Consider the following 18,127-nt stretch of genomic DNA (forward strand, 5'->3'; position numbering starts at 1 on the left):
CCGCGCGATCAGCCATGGGCGGCCTGCGCGTGCGGACGGAACAGCGGTGACAACAGCCAGACCAGGCCGATGCCGAACAACAGGGTCAGGCCGAACGCGCGCAGCGCCGGCGTTGCCGAGAGCGCGAGCAGGCCGAACGAGAGCCAGGTGCTGGCCGCGCCGACGCTGACCGCGAGCCAGGCCGAGGCATCGCCGCGGTGCTCCAGCAGGAAGATGCCGTAGTCGATGCCCATGCCGAGCAGCAACAGCAACGCCAGCACGTTGAACAGCTGCAGCGGCTGGCCGAGCCAGCCCAGCAGTGCGACCGTCAGCAAGCCCGCCAGCACGGTCGGCAGCATCGCGCGCCAGGCGTCGCGGCGGTAACGGAACCACAGCGACGCGAACACCAGCACGCCACCGGCAAGCAACAGGCCGAGCATCATCCGGCGGTAGTGGCCGAGCAGTTCGGAGAACTCCGCGGTGCGGTTAACCCAACGCACGCCGTCGATGCCCTGGGCTTGCGTCGAGAGCAGGCCGAGCATGTCGTCGCCGCCAGGCGCATCGACCATCACCACGCTGCCGACGCCGTCGCCGCTGCGGCCCAGCCACAGCGCGCGCAGCGGCTGCGAGGCCGGAGAGGCCAGCCATGCGTCCAGGGTCAGCGCCTGCGGCGCAAACGCCGGACGTGTGAACGACTCGCCTGTCGCGGCACCCACCTGCGTCAGCACCGCATTCTCGGCGCGCGCGGACAGCGCGGCATCACCGGTCTGCTGCTGCTGCGACGGCAGCCAATCGCTGATCGCGCGATAGCCGTGAATGCGGCCGTCGCGGGTCAGCGTCGCGAGGCGTGCGGTGAGCTGCTGCTCACGCTGCAGCAGCGTTTCGGCATCGGCTGCACGCACCAGGAAGAACTGGGCCGGGCTCGGCAGGCCGAGCACGCGGCTGACTTCGATCTGCTGGTCGATCAGAACCTTCGGCGAGGACTGCAGGTTGCGCAGGTCGTCGTTGCTGCGCAGTTGCCACAGGCCGCCGGCCGTCACAGCGGCGAGCAGGGTGGCAGCGATCCACCAGCGTACGTTCGAGCGTGCTTGCGGCCAGCGCGACATCCAGCCTTCCATCGCACGCGAGAGCGTGGACGGGCGCGGCTCGCCGCGATCCAGCCACGGGAACCAGCACACCACGGTGAGAAATGCGGCGCCGAGGCCCACCGCCGAGAACACCGCCATCTGCTGCAGGCCCGGGAACGGCGCGAGTCCCAGTGCGAGGTATGCGAGTGCGCTGGTCAGCCACGCCAGGAACATGCCCGGCAACAGCATCCGCAGCAGCGACCTGCGCGAGATGCGCGGATGGCCCTGTCGCGCGGCGAACCAGTGGATGCCGTAGTCCTCGGCGACGCCGACCAGGCTGGCGCCGAACACCAAAGTCAGCAGGTGTACCTGTCCGAACAGGATGGCCGTCACCGACAACGCGGCGGCGATGCCGACCAGCAGCGACATCGCCACCAGCACGATCGGGCTGAGCGAACGGAACGCCAGCCACACCAGCAGCAGCACCGCCGCCAGCGAGCCCAGGCCGATGATGTTGACCTCGCGGCTGGCCTGCACCGCCGCCGCTTCCGCGTGCAGTGGGACGCCCGCGCGCAGCTCGCGCACACCGGGCGCGGCGCGGCGCGCGGCCTCGGCCGCGTCGTCGAGCGCGGCATCGATCACGCGCTCGCCATCCAGCCGGAAAGCGGAACCGCGCGTCTCGAACTGCAACACCGCCCAGGTGAGCGCATGGCCCTGGGCATCGTCAGCCTGCAGCAGACCGTCGGCATCGAAGCGCATTCCAGACGCGGCTGCACGAGCCTGCCACCACTGCGGCCAGAGGTTGAGCGGATCCTCGCCGAACGACGTCATGCGCGGCGCGGCAACCGGGCCGTACAGCGCCGCCAGCGATTCTTCCGCCAGCGATTCGGGTGCGGTGTCGCGCAGGCGCTCACGCTGGGCGTCGGTAAGCAGGCGATCGCGCCAGGGTCGGTAGAACTCGCGCGTCGCCTCGAACCACCCGGAGACGGATCCCGATTCGACGAAGGGCAGGGGCGCGACCGCCTCGGCGCGCTGCAGCGATGCGCGATAGGCATCGGCGGCGGCGCGGGCCTGCTGCGCGTCGGCCGCGCCGAGCAGCACCACCATCTGCCGTGCGCTGGCATCGGCGATGCGCTGGGTCGCGTCGGCCAGCGCGGGGTCATGCGCGTCGTGCGGCAGCAACGCCATGACGTCGCTTTCCAGCCGCGACTCGTGCCAGAAGCGCCATTGGTGCACGCCCACCGCCAGCACGACGGCGAGCCACAGCCAGGCCAGGGCGCGCCAGCCGCGCCAGCGCGACGTCTCAGTCAAACCGGTGCGCCTCGTCCGTGGTCAGCTGCGCCGGCGCTTCGCTCATGCCAGAAAACTGCAGGCGGGTGTTGTCGCCGTTGCGCTCGTCGATGCCGACGCTGCGCACGTAGCGGTCGCCTTCCAGCGTGATCGCATTGAAGGCCTGCGCCATCGTGCCGGGCCTGGGCTTCAGCACCAGCTTCCAGCCATTGCCGGGCAGCGCCTGCGCCTGCACGTCGAAGCGTGCGGTCAGCGCTTTCACGTCGCCGCTCATCAGCGCGAACATCATCGCGTTGACCGAGCGCAGTGCCGGCTGCTGGCTGGCGTCCATCTCCACGCGCGTGCTGCCGTCGCGCTGGCGGCTGAGGATGCGCTCGCGGGTCAGCACCACTTCCGACGGAAACGGCTTCAGCGTGGTCCACACCACGCCCTTGTCGCGGGCGAGCAGGAAGCGGCCCTGCGAGCGCAGCGGATTCTTGAAGCCCTGGATGCGCTTTTCCTGGGTGAAATCGCCACGCAGCACCGGCACCTGGGCCACGCGCTGCTGCACGGTGGCCAGGTTGTCGGCAGCACGCGCGGACAGCGCAGGGACAGCCGACAGCATTGCCGCCAGCGCCATTGCACGCAGGGAATGCACGGCCGCGGACATCATGGCGCCGGCACTCCGAGCCGCTCCCACAACACCGGAGGGCTGACATAGAGCATCTCGCCCGATTCCACGCCCACGGCGACCTGGATGGTGTGGGCACGCGTGAGCACCTCGCCGCTGGCGGCGTCGCGGATCACGTACTCCAGTTTCAGGCGGTTCTCCCACTCGGTGATCGTCGCCTGCACCTTCAACGGCTGGGCAAAGCGCAGCGGGCGGATGTACTTCACCCGTGCGTCGACCACCGGCCACAGGTAGCCGGAGTCCTGCATCTGCGGGTAGTCGTAGTCGTAGCGCTGCAGCAGCGCGCAGCGTGCGACCTCGAAATACTTGAAATAGTGGCCGTGCCAGACCACCTGCATCGGGTCGCAGTCGTGGAAGGCCGGCGCCAGGTCGATCTCGATCGACAGGTTATTGCGCATACAGGCTCCAGCGGCGCACGCGCACGTCGTCCAGCAGCGCGCGCAGGTCGTGGTCCAGTGCGCGGTCCTCCTCGACCAGCGCGATGCGCTCGGACAGGTCGGCCAGCATCGCGTCCGGTTCGCCTTCGATCTTCGTCTCCGGCGCCACGCGGCCGCGCAGTGCCACGCCCTGGCGCGCCGCAATCAGCATCGCCGCGACGACCTGCTCGGTCAGCTCGATCACGCGCAGGCAATCGCGCGCGGCAATGGTGCCCATGCTGACCTTGTCCTGATTGTGGCATTCGGTCGAACGCGAGAACACCGACGCCGGCATGGTCAGCTTCAGCGCTTCGGCGGTCCATGCAGACACGCTGATCTGCAGTGCCTTCAGGCCGTGGTTGATCGCCGCGCGCGGGCCGGTGGCACCCGACAGGTTGGAGGGCAGGCCGTGGTTGAAGCGCGTGTCGACCAGCAGCGCGAGCTGGCGGTCGAGCAGATCGGCAAGGTTGGCGATCGCGTTCTTCAGGCTGTCCATCGCGAAGGCGATGTGGCCGCCGTAGAAATGGCCGCCGTGCAGGATCTGCTCGCGGTCGGGATCGACCAGCGGGTTGTCGTTGGCGCTGTTGAGTTCGTTCTCGATGAACTGGCGCAGGAACGGCAGCGCATCCTCCAGCACGCCGATCACGTGCGGCGCGCAACGCAGCGAATAGCGGTCCTGCAGACGTTGCTCGTTGCGCGACGGACGGTCGCTGTGCAGGTCGGCGCGCAGTCGCGCGGCGACACGCATCTGGCCCGGATGCGGCTTGGCGGCGAACAGCACCTCGTCGAAGTGGTGCGCGTTGCCGGCGCTGGCGACGACGTTGAACGCGGTCAGGCGCGTCGCGAGGCGGCCGAGGTATTCGGCGCGCTCGTAGGCCAGGCAGGCCAGCGCGGTCATCACCGCGGTGCCATTCATGATCGCCAGGCCTTCCTTCGGCCGCAGGCGCAGCGGCGTCAGTCCGGCTTCCGCCAGTGCCTCGGCGGCGGGGCGGCGACGGCCGTGATGCATCACCTCGCGCTCGCCGCACAGCACCGCGGCGACGTACGACAGCGGGGTGAGATCGCCGCTGGCGCCGACCGAACCCTCAGCCGGGATCAGCGGCAGGATGTCGTGGTGCAACAGCGCGGCCAGGCCTTCCAGCAGCGGCAGGCTCACGCCCGACATGCCGCGCGACAGCGACGTCAGGCGCGTCGCCAGCACTGCGCGCGTCTCCTGCTCGTCGAGGAATCGGCCGAGGCCACAGCCGTGGTAGGCGAACAGGTGGTGCGGCAGTTCCGACAGCAGATCCGGCGGGATCACGACCGTGCAGGAATCGCCGTAGCCGGTGGTGACGCCGTACACCACGCCATCCTCGCGCAACAGCCGGTCGAGGAACTCGGTGCCGCGTGCGATGCGGGCGCGGAACGCCGGATCGGAGGACAGCACGGCGCCGCGTTCGCGGCGTGCCAGTGCGGTCACGTCCTCGATGCGCAGGGGCGCGTCGCCGAACGACAGCGGCGTGGGCTCAACGAGGGGAAGCGTCATGGCGATCCTGTGGGTGTTGCTGATCCCAGAACGGGAAGAAATTGAACCAGTCGTACGGAGCATGGCGGACCTGCTCCTCCAACCAGGCGGAAAAGCGCGCCGCCTGTTCGGCCAGCGCGGCATCGCGAGCATTGCGCGGCAGCACCACACGCTCGCTGAACTGCTCGAAGCGGACGCGGTAACCGTCGCCTTCGTGCGTGCAGGCCATCGCGTACAGCGGGCAGCCGATGGCGGAGGCCAGCACATAGGGGCCGATCGGGAATGCGGCAGGCGCACCGAGGAAATCGGCGCGGACGCTGCGCGCGCTGCCCACCGGCACGCGGTCGCCGGCGATCGCGATGAACTCGCCGGCGGCAACGCGACGGCCGAGTTCCATCGCCATCGCGGCATCGAGCTGGGTGACCTGCAGCAGTTCGACGCGGCTGTCGGGATTGAGACGCCGGAGCAGGCGATTGAAGTCTTCCGCATGGGCGGTATGCACCAGCGCGGTCAGGTGGAAGCCGGGAACTTCATCGGCCAGCGCCTGGCACAGCTCCAGGCAGCCGATGTGCGCGGTCACGATGACGCCGCCCTGGCCGCTGGCGATCCGATGCATCATCACGTCGCGCTGCAGTCGCACGCGTCCGGACGGATAGCGGCCGCCGGTGGCCAGCAGCTTGTCGAGCAGCGTTTCGGCGAAAGTGGCGAGGTGGCGCAGGCTCTGGCGCCAGCCCGGCGCCGCGTCGAACACGCGATGCGTGTCCTGCAGGCGCGACAGGTACTCCAGCGAGGCGCGGCGCGCGGTGCGATTGAGCAGCCAGTGCGCCAGCACCACCGGATACAGGCAGAGGCGGAAGGGACCGCGGCCGAGCCAGCGATCGATCGCGCACAGGAAGGCGATGCCGCCGACCGAAGTCGACTCGCCGATCTGCGCCCAGTGCTGGCTTCGTGCGTGCGTCATCGCCACGCGTTCCAGGCGATGCGCGGAAAGCGCAGCAACATGCCGAAGAACAGGCGCGTGTGCATGCGGCTGATGCGCACGTTGTCGCGCCAGACGTCGAAGTGCGAAACGCCGTCGCTCGGGTAGCGCACCGGCGTCGGCAGGTTCTGCACCTCGATGCCGCGCCAGTGCATCCGCACGATGATCTCCGGATCGAAGTCCATGCGCTGACCGATCGTTTCCTCGTCGATGACCTTCAGCGCCGGCGCCAGCGGATAGACGCGGAAGCCGCACATGGAATCTCGGATCTCGAACGACAGCGTGTTGATCCACACCCAGACGTGGGTGAGGTAACGGCCGTACAGCCGGCCCTTGGGCACGCTGGCATCGTAGACGGGCGCGCCGTTGATGATGGCATCGGGCGAATTGTGCGCGGCTTCGATGAAGCGCGGGATGTCGCGGGTGTCGTGCTGGCCGTCGGCATCGATCTGCAGCACGTGGCTGGCGCCCAGCCGCGCGGCTTCGCGGAAACCGGCGATCATCGCGCCGCCCTTGCCGCGGTTGATGTCCAGGCGCAGCAGCCGCACGCCGTCGCGCGTGGCCTGGCGGCGCAGTTCCGCCGCGCAGGATTCGCGCGAGCCGTCGTCGACCAGCAGGCAAGGCAGGCCGCACGCGAGCACGCCATCGACCATCGCGCCGATCGCGTGTTCGTGGTCGTAGACCGGGATCACCACCAGCGGATTGAACGTGGCGCTCATACCGCCTCCTCGCCGAAGACCACGCGGCCGCTGGCATGGGCGCCATGTTCGGACTCGTAGCGGAAGCCCAGCGCCGACTTGGCCTGCAGCCATTCCAGGTGCAGGCGCACGCGCGCACCGGGGCGCAGCACCCGCTGGAACTTCAGCATCTCCATGCGCAGGAAACGTGGTGGCAGCGCGAACGCCTCGCGACCCCAGCGCACCGCCCAGTCCAGCTGCGCCACGCCCGGCAGGATCGCGATCTGCGGGAAATGGCCATCGAACACGGCCAGTTCCGGATCGAGCACGATCTCGAGCTCGGCGCTGGTGTCGCTGCGTGACAGCCACTGCGGCTGCGGCCGTTCGGGGCGGAACAGCGCGCGCAGGTCGGCTTCGCGGACCTTGCCTTGTGCGTTCATCGGCAACGCATCGACGAAGCGCCAGCGGCGCGGACGCGTCACCGCATCCTGCGCATCGGCTAGCCCGTCGTTGAGCGCACGCGCGAACGCGCGACGGCCTTCATTGGCCAAGCGCGCCGCGCCGTCGCTGCTCGGCACCACGACGGCCGCCAGCTGGAGACGGGCTTCCGGCAGCACCACCACGCGCACTTCGGCGACCTGCGGCAGCGACGCCAGCTGGCGTTCGAGCGCGCCGAGCGATACGCGGCGTTCCTCGATCTTGACGATGCGGTCGGCGCGGCCGGTGAGGCGGAAGCCCTGCGCGCCATCCGCCTCGGCGCGGTCCTCGCTGCGCCACCAGTCGCGCGTCGGCAGGTGTGGCGATGACACTTCGAGGTGTTCGTCGGCGATGCGCCACTCCACGCCCGGCAGCGCGCGCCACGGCGGCGTGGCGCCGCGCCATTGTCGCCACGCGATGCCACCGGTCTCGCTGCTGCCGTAGATCTCGGTCGGCGCCAAGCCCAGCAGGTGGCCGGCTGCTGCGGCAGCGTCCTGCGGCAATGCGCCGCCGGAACTGAACACCGCGCGCAGGTGCGTGCGCGCATTCGACCAGTCGAGCGTGTCGGGCATCCGCTTCAGGTGCGCGGGGCTGCTGACCAGCAGGGCTGGGCGGTCGAGCGCGGCGACGATCTCTTCGTGGAAGAACAAGCGCGGCGCGATCGGACGGCCCGACGCCAGCGGCCAAAGCAGGCGGAACAGCAGGCCATAAATGTGCTGGTGCGACACCGTGCCGTGCACGATCGCGTCACCCAGCGTGTCGCCGAACGTCGCCTGCAGCGCCTCGACCTCGCGCGCCAGTTGCGACAGCGTCTTGCCGATCGCGGTGGCGTCGCCGGTCGAGCCGGAGGTGAACACCATCAGGTGCGTGGCGTCCTCGTCGAGCGGCGGCCATTCGGCTGCGGCATGCGGAGCGCCTGCAGTCAGGACGTCTTCATTCGCGAAGTCGCCGGCGAATCCATCGACTTCGGCACGCAGGCGTGCGACGGTCTCCGGCAGGTTGTCGCCGCACAGGTAGACGGCCTTGCCGGTATGCCAGGCACCGAACAACGCCGCGGCGAACGCGGCCGTGTCATCGAAATACAGGGCCCAGCGCGAACCCGGCGCAGCCTCGAATGCGCTGCGCCAGCGCGAGGCCTCATCGCGGAACGCGGCATGATCGAGCGCGCGTCCATTCGCCAGGGCGACGGTGCGGCCGGGCAGCGGCCGCGAGGCGATCCGGTCGAGGCCGATCCACTCAGTCATCGCTGCGCGCCTTGACGCGCTGCCGTACCAGCCACTCGCCGGCGAACAGCGTGCCCATCATGACGTAGGCGATCAGGCCGTTGTACAGAGCCCAGACGCGCTCGGTGGCCCACAGCGCGGTGATCACCGCGATGCCGCCGTTGAGGATGAAGAACCCGCACCACATCTGCGTGACGCGCCGCGTGTACGCGACCGCGCCAGGCGGAAGATCGGGATCCTGCAGGCGAGCGAGGCGTTCCACCACCGTCGGCGGAAAGCGCAGGCTCAGGCCGAACAGCAGCAGCATCGCCGCGTTGACCAGCGCCGGATACAGCTTGAGCGGCAGCGCGGCGTTGAAGGCCGTCGCCCACACGGCCAGGGCGGCGGTGCCTACCGCGGCGAACAGCCAGATGCGTTCGCGCGTGGCGAAGGCACGCAGCAGCGCCAGCACGCATAGCAGCACGGCCAGCCAGCGCGGCTCGAAGCGGCCGAGCATGAAGTAGACCGCCAGCGGATAAGCCAGCGATAGCGCGAGCAGGGCGAGGGCGCGGGCGCGGCTCAGGGTGCTGCCGATGCGTCAGGTCGAAGCCGTCGGCGAAGCCTCAGGCGGCTTCGCGGATCAGGCCGTGCAGCACGTCCACCACGTCCTGCACGGTGCGCACGGACTTGAAGGCGTCTGGCTGCAGGCGGGCGCCGAGCAGCGGCTTGAGCTGCACGATCAGGTCCACGGCGTCGATGCTGTCGATGTCCAGGTCGCCATGCAGCTGCGCGTCCGGCGTGATCTTCCTGTGGTCGATCTCGAAGGTGTCGTGCAGGATGGTGCTGATGCGTTCGAAGAGTTCGTGTTTGGTCATGGTGAGTTCCTGCGTCGCCTCAGTTCCGTTGGGCGGCGACGAAACTCGCCAGCGCGTCGACGCTGGCGAAGTGCTGGCGGGTTTCCTGCGAATCGGCGGACAAGGTCACGCCGTAGCGCTTCTGCAGCGCCAGTCCGAGTTCCAGGGCATCGATCGAATCCAGGCCGAGGCCGTCTCCGAACAGCGGCGCCTTCGCATCAATGTCGTCCGGGCCGATGTCCTCCAGGGACAACGACGAGATGATCAATTCCTTGATCTCAAGCTCAAGTGGCTGCACGCAGGCCCCCTCCCGCGAAATAAGCGGTCAAATGTTCTGTCAGGTGTCGCGCGGCAAGGGCTTCGCCCTGCACTCCGTTCAGGAACGGCGCTATCTCGATGTCTTCCTGAACGTCGACGACGACATGGAACCGGCGCGCCGGAACACGATACCACTTCTCGCCTTTGCCCAGCGTCATGGGCTGGCAGCTAAGCCGGACCGGGGTGACGTTCAGTTTCCCGCGTACGGCGATGTTGGCGGCGCCGCGCTGGAGGCGCGGGGTTCCCTCGCGCGGAGAGCGGGTGCCTTCGGGGAAGATCACCAGGTTTCCACCGCCGTGGACGGCCTGGATGCAGTCGTCGACCAGGCCGGCGCCGTCGTCGTTGAAGACATAACCGGCCCCCCGGACGGCGCCGCGGGTGAACGGGTTGCGGGCCAGCGCCGACTTGACCACGCAGTCGGCATTGGGGAGCAGCGACACCAGGAACACCACGTCGATCAGGGTCGGATGGTTGGCCAGGATCAGCAGGCCCTCGCGCTGCAGGCGGTCGCGCCCGCGCACTTCATAGGTCAGCACGCCGAGCCGCCGCATCAGTTCGATGTGGGAGGCGAAGCTCAGCTGCACCAGCCGACGCGCCCAGCGCCGGCGCCTGGCCCGATGGCGCACCAGCAGGTTGATGGCCGGGAACACCAGCAGGCCCAGCAGCAGCCCGCCGACCCCGAAGGCCAGGAAGCTGATGCCGGTACCGAGCACGCGCCAGGCGCGGTTGAGACGCTCAAGCATGGCGGCGCCAGGTCCAACCCACGCCGTCGGCGCAGTGTTGCAGTTCGGCGTCGCCCGACAGCAGGAAGCGCATCACGTCGAGGCCATGGGGCAGGACTGTGGCCTCGCGGTCGCCATCGGCCGGGGCGCTGGCCAGGCTGATGCGGGCACCGTCGCCATGGCCGGCGGCGCGCACGCGCCAGCTCCAGGCATAGAACGGGTCGGGCTCGTCGAGGAAGTTCGCGTAGACCTCTGGCGGCTGTGCGTCGTAGACCACGACCAGCACCTCGGGCGCGCCGTCGGCCAGCAATCCGGCGGCCTCGACCATCGCCGCCTCGGCGGTGGAGCGGCCGGCGGCCAGCGCGGTGTAGTTGCCGCGTTCGCCGCGGATGATCGTATAAAGCGCGGCGATCGCGTTGTGTACCGACAAACCGAAGTGTGTCGGCGACATCGGCTCGCCACGGGTCAGGTTGTCCAGCAGCTCGAACGAGCGCTGCACGTCGCCGTGACGCGAGGCGAACACCAGCGGAACCTCGCCGGATTGCGATGCGGGCGCGCACCAGCAGGCCACCTGAACGGCCATGCGTCCGAGGCGTTCGATGCGCCGGCGTTGCATGGCCGGTACTTCGGACAGTGCCGGGGTGTCGTCGCCTCGCGGCAGCGTGGGCTGCAGCGCCCAGGCCTGCCAGTCTTCGCGTTGTTGCAGACCGGGCGCCCAGGCGGCCCAGTCAGCTACGGTGAACTCGATCATCCCGACTGCCGTTGATGGATAGCGCGAGCCATCCTGACCCGCCAGCGCCGAAGGCGCCGGTCGCGGGATTCTAGCGGGGGAAACCGGCCGGCGCCGACTTCGCCAGCCGGATGTGATTCAGGCTATGCCCGTCGCTTCGTTCAGTGTTGCGGCTTCATGCCGGCGACAGGTTGGCGTAGGCCGCGCCGTGGACCAGCAAGGCGCCGCCCGCGAATCACGCGGCGCACCGCGTGGGGTAGCGTCCGCCATCGTGTCGCATTTACGCAGGCTGCAGATTGGCGTAGGCAAGCACCAGCCACTTCGAACCGGCATCGTCGAAGTTGACCTGCACGCGCGCGTGCGAGCCGCTGCCTTCGTAGTCGGTGACGGTGCCCAGGCCGAACGAGGGGTGGCGCACCTGCGAGCCGAGCTTCACCGCCGGCGTCTCGATTGCCGCATGGCCGAAGTCGCGGCGCGGCTGCGAGGAGTACATCGGCCGCGATACCTGCACCTTGGGCCGCACCTCGTTCAGCAGCGCCGGCGGGATCTCGCGCAGGAAGCGCGACGGCACGCCGTACATGTCCATGCCGTGGATGCGCCGGGTCTCGGCGTAACTCAGCACCAGTTTCTGCCGCGCGCGGGTGATGCCAACATAGGCTAGGCGTCGTTCTTCCTCGAGCCGTCCCGATTCCTCGGTCGACTTGCCGCTCGGGAACACGCCTTCCTCCATGCCACCCAGGAACACCAGCGGGAATTCCAGGCCCTTGGCGCTGTGCAGCGTCATCAGCTGCACGCCCTCCTCGCCGGCCTGCGCCTGGCCCTCGCCGGCTTCCAGCGCGGCGTAGCTCAGGAACGCGACCAGTTCCGGCATCGCTGCGGCGTCTTCCTCGTCGTTGCGGGTGAAGCGCGAGGCCACCGACACCAGTTCGTCGAGGTTGTCGACGCGCGAGTCGAGCTGGCCGCGCGATTCGTTGAAGTAATGCTCGCGCAATCCGGAGCGGATCAGCGCGTGGTCGATCTTCTCCTGCAGCGGCATCGACTGCACTTCGTTGTCGATGTCGTCGATCAGCGCCAGGAAACCGGCGACGGCATTGCGCGAGCGCGCGGCGAGCCCATTCTCGGAGACGATGCGGCGCGCTGCTTCCCACAGCGCGATGCCGTCGGCGCGGGCGCGCTTGCGCACCTCGTCCAGCGTGCGCTCGCCGATGCCGCGCGCCGGCGTGTTCACCGCGCGCTCGAACGCGGCGTCGTCCAGCCGCGAGGCGATCAGGCGCAGGTAGGCGAGGGTGTCCTTGATTTCGGCGCGTTCGAAGAAGCGCTGGCCGCCGTAGACGCGGTACGGGATCTGGTCGGACAGCAGCGCCTCTTCGAAGGCGCGCGACTGCGCGTTGCTGCGGTAGAGGATCGACACCTCGCCGTAACTACCGCCGTCGCGCACCCACTGGCGCAGGCGCTCGATGACGAAGCGCGCCTCGTCCATCTCGTTGTAGGCGGCGTACAGGTCGATCGCCTCGCCTTCACCGGTATCGGTCCACAGCTTCTTGCCGAGGCGGTCCGGGTTGTGGGCGATGACCGCGTTGGCGGCGTCGAGGATGTTGGCGCTGGACCGGTAGTTCTGCTCCAGGCGGATCGTGCTGGCGCCAGAGAAGTCCTTCAGGAAGCGCTGCATGTTCTCGACCTTGGCGCCGCGCCAGCCGTAGATCGACTGGTCGTCGTCACCGACGACGAAGACATGCCCGCTGTCGCCCGCCAGCACGCGCACGAACGCGTACTGGATCGCGTTGGTGTCCTGGAACTCATCGACCAGGATTTCGCGGAAACGGTGGCGGTAGTGCGCCAGCAGCGCCGGGTTGTCGCGCAGCAGCTCGTGTGCGCGCAGCAGCAGCTCGGCGAAGTCGACCAGGCCGGCGCGTTCGCAGCGTTCCTGGTAGGCGGCGTAGGCCTTCTGCATGACCTCCGACCACATGTCGCCGCTGGCGGTCTGGATGTTCTGCGGGCGCCGGCCCTCGTCCTTCTGCGCGTTGATCCACCAGACGATCTGGCGCGGCGGGAAGCGCGTTTCATCCAGCTCGAGCCCCTGGACGACGCGCTTGACCAGGCGCAGTTGGTCGTCGGAGTCGAGCACCTGGAAACCTTCCGGAAGCTTGGCCTCCTGCCAGTGCAGGCGCAGCAGGCGGTGCGCCAGGCCGTGGAAGGTACCGATCCACATGCCGCGCGCGCCGTGGCGCAACTGTGCGTCGACGCGCGCGCGCATCTCGCCGGCGGCCTTGTTGGTGAAGGTCACCGCGAGGATGCCGTGGGTCGGCACCTGGAAGACCTCGTTGAGCCAGGCGATGCGGTGCGTGAGCACGCGCGTCTTGCCGGAACCGGCGCCGGCGAGGACGAGGTAGTGACCGGGCGGGGCGCTGACGGCCTCGCGCTGCGCCGGATTCAGCGCGTCGAGCAAATGGGAGACATCCATGCGGCTATTGTAGCGGGGGCTTCACGAATCCTTTCCCGGCCGGCGGCTTCCATGGCGACCATGTCCGTGCGCGCGAAAACGGGGATATGGCTGGCAATGTCGATGGCGGCGGCGTGCGCCGCGGTCCCGCCGTCGGCCGCGCAGGGGCCGCTCGCCACGGAAACGGCGGACAACGCGCTCGATGAACGCGCCCTCCATGCGGGCGGCAACGAGCTGCGCATCGAAGTGGTGGGCATGCCCCGGGGCGCACGCAGCGACGAACTGCAGCGCTGGGCTGCGGAGGCGGCCAACGCCACCCTCACCGCGTTCGGACGGTTTCCGCTGCCGAACGCCACGGTGCGCGTCGAGCAGATCGACAGCCGCGATCCCAGCCCGGTGCCGTGGGGGCAGACCCTGCGCCGCGACGACGTGTCGGTGCTGCTCTACGTGCGCCGAAACGCCGGACTGGAGGAACTGCGCGAGGACTGGACCGCGGTCCACGAGCTCTCGCACCTGTTCCATCCTTTCCTGGGCGGGCAGGGCCGGTGGCTCGCCGAAGGCCTGGCCAGCTATTACCAGAACGTGCTGCGCGCCCGCGCCGGATTGATGACGCAGGCCGAAGCCTGGAAGGAACTCGACGCCGGATTCGGCCGTGGCCGCCGCGAGCGCAGCGGCGAGCGCCTGGATGAACTCAGCCGCCGTCATCGCGGCACGATGCGCGTGTACTGGGCCGGCGCCGCGTTCTGGCTGGAAGCCGACCTGACGCTGCGCCATCAAGGCAGCAGCCTCGACGCGGTGCTGTCGAAGTATTCCGCCTGCTGTCTGCGTGGCACCGGCCAGACGCAGCCGGAGGATTTCGTCGACGCACTGGACCGCGCCGGCGGCGGGGGCGTGTTCCGTGGGCTGTTCGACCGTTATGCGGGTTCGCGCGAGTTCCCGGCGCTCGACGGCGCGTATCGCGAGCTGGGCCTGCAATCGGGCGAGAACGGCCTGGTCTACTCGCGCAAGCCGGAAGCCGAACGGCTGCGCCGGGACATCATGGGCGCCGGCAGCTCCTCGCGGGAAGCCCGCGCGCGCTGAGCACGCGGGCCGGGGGGCCTTGCCTCAGTGGCCGTTCTTGCCGTTCTTGACCACCACCTGCGCCATCACGCGGTCGGTGTAGGCGATGCCGATCGCCGACAGGATGAACACGCAGTGGATGATGGTCTGCCACATCACGCCGGCCTCGGTGTACACGGTCGGCGGGGTGCCGGTCGTGGCGAGGGCAGTGGCGGCGGCCTCCGTGACCGGCCCGCCGAGCGAACCGATCGCGATAAAGGTCTTCAGCAGGTGGATCGAGGAGATGCCGATGATCGCCATCGCCAGCTTCACCTTCAGCACGCTGGCGTTGACGTGGCTCAGCCACTCCGGCTGGTCGGGATGGCCCTCCAGCCTCAGGCGCGAGACGAAGGTCTCGTAGCCGCCGACGATCACCATCACCAGCAGGTTCGAGATCATCACCACGTCGATCAGGCCCAGCACCATCAGCATGATCTGCTGCTCGCCCCATTCGGTGGCGTGCGTGATCAGGTGCCACAGCTCCTTCAGGAACAGCACCACGTACACGCCCTGGGCGATGATCAGGCCGAGGTACAGCGGCAGCTGCAGCCAGCGCGAGCTGAAGATCAGGGAGGGCAGCGGGTTGAGGGCTCGTTCGGAAGTTTGCGACATCGGGCGGCAGGCGGCAGATCGGGGCCGGCTAGGGTAACGGCCCGTTCGCGGCACCGCCAACCCGGGCCGCCGGCCCGCTTACACTTGGGGTCCAACCCCGGCAGGCGCACACGATGATCGATCTGTATTACTGGCCGACCCCGAACGGCCACAAGATCACGATCTTCCTGGAAGAGGCCGGCCTGGCCTATACGATCCACCCGGTCGACATTGGCGCCGGCGACCAGTTCCGCCCCGACTACCTGGTCATCTCGCCCAACAACAAGATGCCGGCGATCGTCGACCAGGCGCCCGCAGACGGCGGCCTGCCGATCAGCGTGTTCGAGTCCGGCGCGATCCTGCAGTACCTCGGCGACAAGAGCGGCCGTTTCTATCCGCGCGACACGCGTGGCCGCGCCGCGGTCGACCAGTGGCTGTTCTGGCAGATGGGCGGGCTCGGGCCGATGACGGGCCAGTACGGCCACTTCCACGTCTATGCGCCGGAGCCCATCGATTACGCCCGCGACCGCTACGAGCGCGAGGTGCTGCGCCTGCTCGGCGTGCTCGACCGCCAGCTGGAGGGTCGCGAGTTCATCGCCGGCGACTACAGCATCGCCGACATGGCCACGCACCCGTGGATCAATCCCTACACCAAGGCGCCGCTGGACCTCGCGCCGTTCGCCAACGTGCGCCGCTGGCACGCGGCGGTCGCTGCGCGTCCGGCGGTGCAGCGTGCCTATGCGTTGTCGCAGCAGTACGGCGCGCAACGCGAAATGACCCCTGAAATGCGCAAGATCCTCTTCGGAACCCCGTCGCCCAACGCATGAAAAACCTGACCGTCCGCCGCACCGTCGCGGCCTGCCTGCTCGCCATGACCGTTACCGCATTCGTTCCCGCCATCGCCCAGAACGCTCCGCAAAAGCTGACGCTCGAAGCGTTGGCCGGCGACGCGCCGCTGTCCGGCCCGAGCCTGACCAAGGCCAAGATCGCGCCCGACGGCAGCCGCGTGACCTTCCTGCGCGGCAAGGAGAGCAACAAGAACCGCCTCGACCTGTGGGCCTACGACATCGCCAGCGGGCAGACCTCGCTGCTGGTGGATTCGGACGACATCCAGCCTGGCGAGGAAGTACTCAGCGACGCCGAGAAGGCGCGCCGCGAGCGCCAGCGCATCGCCGCGCTGAGCGGCATCGTCGATTACCAGTGGGCGCCCGACAGCAGGACGCTGTTGTTCCCGCTCGGCGGCGAGCTGTACCTGTACGACCTCACGAAGTCGGGCAAGGCCGCGGTGCGCAAGCTCACCCATGGCGAAGGTTTCGCCACCGATCCGAAGCTCTCGCCGAAGGGCGGCTTCGTCAGCTTCGTGCGCGACCGCAACCTGTGGGTGATCGACCTGGCCAGCGGCAAGAGCGTGCAGCTCACCCGCGACGGCAGTGCGACGATCGGCAACGGCGTCGCCGAGTTCGTCGCCGACGAGGAAATGGACCGCCACACCGGTTACTGGTGGGCGCCGGACGACTCCGCGATTGCCTTCGCCCGCATCGACGAAACCCCGGTGCCGGTGCAGAAGCGCTACGAGGTGTACCCCGACCGCACCGAAGTGGTCGAGCAGCGCTATCCGGCCGCCGGCGACCACAACGTGCTGGTCAAGCTCGGCGTGATCAAGCCTGCGGCCGATGCCGCGGCGCAGTGGGTCGATCTCGGCAAAGGCGATCCGACCAAAGGCACAGACATCTACCTCGCCCGCGTCGACTGGCGCGATCCGCAGCACCTGACCTTCCAGCGCCAGTCGCGCGACCAGCACAAGCTCGAACTGATCGAGGCCGAACTGGCGTCCGGCAAGCAGCGCACGCTGGTCACCGAGACCAGCAAGACCTGGGTGCCGCTGCACAACGACCTGCGCTTCCTGAAGGATGGCAGCATCCTGTGGAACAGCGAGCGCAGCGGTTACGAACACCTGTATGTGCTGTCCGCCGACGGCGGCAAGCCGCGCGCGCTGACCTCGGGCGACTGGCCGGTCGACGGCGTGCTCGCGGTGGACGAGGCCGCCGGCTTCGTCTACTTCGCCGCCGGCAAGGATTCGCCGCTCGACGCCCAGGTGTACCGCGTGCCGCTCGCCGGCGGCGCCATCGAACGCCTGTCCAAGGCCGATGGCGTGCATGCGGCCAGCTTCGCCAACAACGCCAGCGTCTATGTCGACAACTGGTCCAATCCGGCGACGCCGCCGCAACTGGAACTGTTCCGCAACGACGGCACGCGCATCGCTTCGCTGGTGAAGAACGACCTCGCCGACGCGCAGCATCCGTACGCGAAGTTCGCCGCCGCGCAGCAGGCGATCGAGTTCGGCACGATCAAGGCCGCCGACGGCAAGACCACGCTGCAGTACAGCGTACTCAAGCCGGCCGGCTTCGATGCCGGCAAGCGCTACCCGGTGGTGGTGATGGTGTACGGCGGCCCGGCCTCGCAGACGGTCAAGCGTGCGTGGGCTCCTGACTTCAACCAGTACCTCGCGCAGCACGGCTACGTGGTGTTCTCGATCGACAACCGCGGCACACCGCGCCGCGGCGCCGCGTTCGGTGGCGCGCTGTACGGCAAGCAGGGCACGGTGGAAGTGGCCGACCAGCTCAAGGGCGTGGAGTGGCTGAAGTCGCAGTCGTGGGTCGATGGTTCGCGCATCGGCGTGTACGGCTGGTCCAACGGCGGCTACATGACGCTGATGCTGCTGGCCAAGGCCTCCGACGAGTACGCCTGCGGCGTCGCCGGCGCGCCGGTCACCGACTGGGGCCTGTACGACACGCACTACACCGAGCGCTACATGGGCCTGCCCGCAGGCAACGTCGAGGGCTACCGCGAGGCGCGCGTGCTGCAGCACATCGACGGCCTGAAGTCGAAGCTGCTGCTGATCCACGGCATGGCCGACGACAACGTGCTGTTCACCAACTCCACCGCGCTGATGAGCGCGTTGCAGAAGCGTGGCCAGCCGTTCGAGCTGATGACCTACCCGGGCGCGAAGCACGGCCTGAAGGGCGCGGACAACCTGCACCGCCTGCGCCTGACCGAAGACTTCTTCGCGCGCTGCCTGAAGCCCTGATCGACCCTCGCCTTCGCACCAACAA

The 18,127-nt window shown here is 68.9% G+C and carries 17 protein-coding genes; 3 read left to right on the forward strand and 14 right to left on the reverse strand.

Translation table 11 applies throughout. The features are described 5' to 3' along the window. Positions 1-8 precede the first annotated feature (8 nt). From IU514_RS04860 to uvrD, 13 genes are all read right to left on the reverse strand, one after another. Positions 9-2,357, reverse strand: coding sequence for an MMPL family transporter (locus IU514_RS04860; RefSeq protein WP_194929941.1), 2,349 nt, complete (start codon positions 2,355-2,357; stop codon positions 9-11). After that, on the reverse strand, positions 2,350-2,985 hold the full coding sequence (locus IU514_RS04865; protein WP_386760559.1) for an outer membrane lipoprotein carrier protein LolA: 636 nt from the start codon (positions 2,983-2,985) through the stop codon (positions 2,350-2,352). The genes IU514_RS04860 and IU514_RS04865 overlap by 8 nt, the downstream gene beginning before the upstream one ends. Then, positions 2,985-3,404: an acyl-CoA thioesterase gene (locus IU514_RS04870; RefSeq protein WP_194929942.1), complete on the reverse strand. Its 420-nt coding sequence runs from the start codon at positions 3,402-3,404 to the stop codon at positions 2,985-2,987. The genes IU514_RS04865 and IU514_RS04870 overlap by 1 nt, the downstream gene beginning before the upstream one ends. Beyond that, on the reverse strand, positions 3,394-4,947 hold the full coding sequence (locus tag IU514_RS04875) for an HAL/PAL/TAL family ammonia-lyase (protein WP_228760476.1): 1,554 nt from the start codon (positions 4,945-4,947) through the stop codon (positions 3,394-3,396). Before IU514_RS04875 ends, IU514_RS04870 begins: the two co-directional genes overlap by 11 nt. After that, positions 4,928-5,887, reverse strand: a complete 960-nt coding sequence (locus IU514_RS04880) for a lysophospholipid acyltransferase family protein (RefSeq protein WP_194929944.1) — start codon at positions 5,885-5,887, stop codon at positions 4,928-4,930. The genes IU514_RS04875 and IU514_RS04880 overlap by 20 nt, the downstream gene beginning before the upstream one ends. Continuing rightward, positions 5,884-6,624 (reverse strand): glycosyltransferase family 2 protein, encoded by a 741-nt coding sequence (locus tag IU514_RS04885; RefSeq protein ID WP_194929945.1) that lies wholly within the window; start codon positions 6,622-6,624, stop codon positions 5,884-5,886. The genes IU514_RS04880 and IU514_RS04885 overlap by 4 nt, the downstream gene beginning before the upstream one ends. Then, positions 6,621-8,303 carry an ApeI family dehydratase gene (locus tag IU514_RS04890; protein WP_194929946.1) on the reverse strand — a complete coding sequence of 561 codons (1,683 nt, stop codon included), beginning with the start codon at positions 8,301-8,303 and terminating at the stop codon, positions 6,621-6,623. The genes IU514_RS04885 and IU514_RS04890 overlap by 4 nt, the downstream gene beginning before the upstream one ends. Beyond that, on the reverse strand, positions 8,296-8,778 hold the full coding sequence (locus tag IU514_RS04895) for a COG4648 family protein (RefSeq protein WP_228760477.1): 483 nt from the start codon (positions 8,776-8,778) through the stop codon (positions 8,296-8,298). The genes IU514_RS04890 and IU514_RS04895 overlap by 8 nt, the downstream gene beginning before the upstream one ends. A 106-nt stretch (positions 8,779-8,884) precedes the next feature. Continuing rightward, positions 8,885-9,136 (reverse strand): acyl carrier protein, encoded by a 252-nt coding sequence (locus IU514_RS04900; protein ID WP_194929947.1) that lies wholly within the window; start codon positions 9,134-9,136, stop codon positions 8,885-8,887. 19 nt (positions 9,137-9,155) lie between these two features. After that, entirely contained in the window at positions 9,156-9,413 is a 258-nt protein-coding gene (locus IU514_RS04905; RefSeq protein WP_194929948.1) for a phosphopantetheine-binding protein, read from the reverse strand. Beyond that, on the reverse strand, positions 9,400-10,176 hold the full coding sequence (locus IU514_RS04910) for a lysophospholipid acyltransferase family protein (RefSeq protein WP_194929949.1): 777 nt from the start codon (positions 10,174-10,176) through the stop codon (positions 9,400-9,402). The genes IU514_RS04905 and IU514_RS04910 overlap by 14 nt, the downstream gene beginning before the upstream one ends. Then, positions 10,169-10,906, reverse strand: a complete 738-nt coding sequence (locus IU514_RS04915; protein WP_194929950.1) for a beta-ketoacyl synthase chain length factor — start codon at positions 10,904-10,906, stop codon at positions 10,169-10,171. The genes IU514_RS04910 and IU514_RS04915 overlap by 8 nt, the downstream gene beginning before the upstream one ends. Positions 10,907-11,165: 259 nt before the next feature. After that, positions 11,166-13,346: a DNA helicase II gene (uvrD, locus tag IU514_RS04920; protein ID WP_194929951.1), complete on the reverse strand. Its 2,181-nt coding sequence runs from the start codon at positions 13,344-13,346 to the stop codon at positions 11,166-11,168. A gap of 51 nt (positions 13,347-13,397) precedes the next feature. On the opposite strand from uvrD, the gene IU514_RS04925 reads away from it, so the two are divergent. After that, positions 13,398-14,405, forward strand: a complete 1,008-nt coding sequence (locus IU514_RS04925) for a M61 family metallopeptidase (RefSeq protein ID WP_194929952.1) — start codon at positions 13,398-13,400, stop codon at positions 14,403-14,405. Between the two features lie 24 nt (positions 14,406-14,429). Here the strand turns inward: IU514_RS04925 and IU514_RS04930 are convergent, their stop codons facing one another. Further along, positions 14,430-15,035, reverse strand: coding sequence for a TIGR00645 family protein (locus IU514_RS04930; protein ID WP_194929953.1), 606 nt, complete (start codon positions 15,033-15,035; stop codon positions 14,430-14,432). Between the two features lie 113 nt (positions 15,036-15,148). Here IU514_RS04930 and IU514_RS04935 point away from each other — a divergent pair, with 113 nt between their 5' ends. Both IU514_RS04935 and IU514_RS04940 read left to right on the forward strand, forming a co-directional pair. Continuing rightward, positions 15,149-15,841 carry a glutathione S-transferase N-terminal domain-containing protein gene (locus tag IU514_RS04935; protein WP_194929954.1) on the forward strand — a complete coding sequence of 231 codons (693 nt, stop codon included), beginning with the start codon at positions 15,149-15,151 and terminating at the stop codon, positions 15,839-15,841. A 44-nt stretch (positions 15,842-15,885) separates the two neighbouring features. Beyond that, a complete protein-coding gene (locus IU514_RS04940) occupies positions 15,886-18,102 on the forward strand; it encodes a S9 family peptidase (protein ID WP_194930009.1) in 2,217 nt (738 codons plus the stop codon). The last annotated feature ends 25 nt before the right edge of the window (positions 18,103-18,127 follow it).

The sequence above is a fragment of the Lysobacter niastensis genome (assembly GCF_015453285.1).
In the GTDB taxonomy this organism is placed as follows: Bacteria; Pseudomonadota; Gammaproteobacteria; order Xanthomonadales; family Xanthomonadaceae; genus Lysobacter_J; species Lysobacter_J niastensis.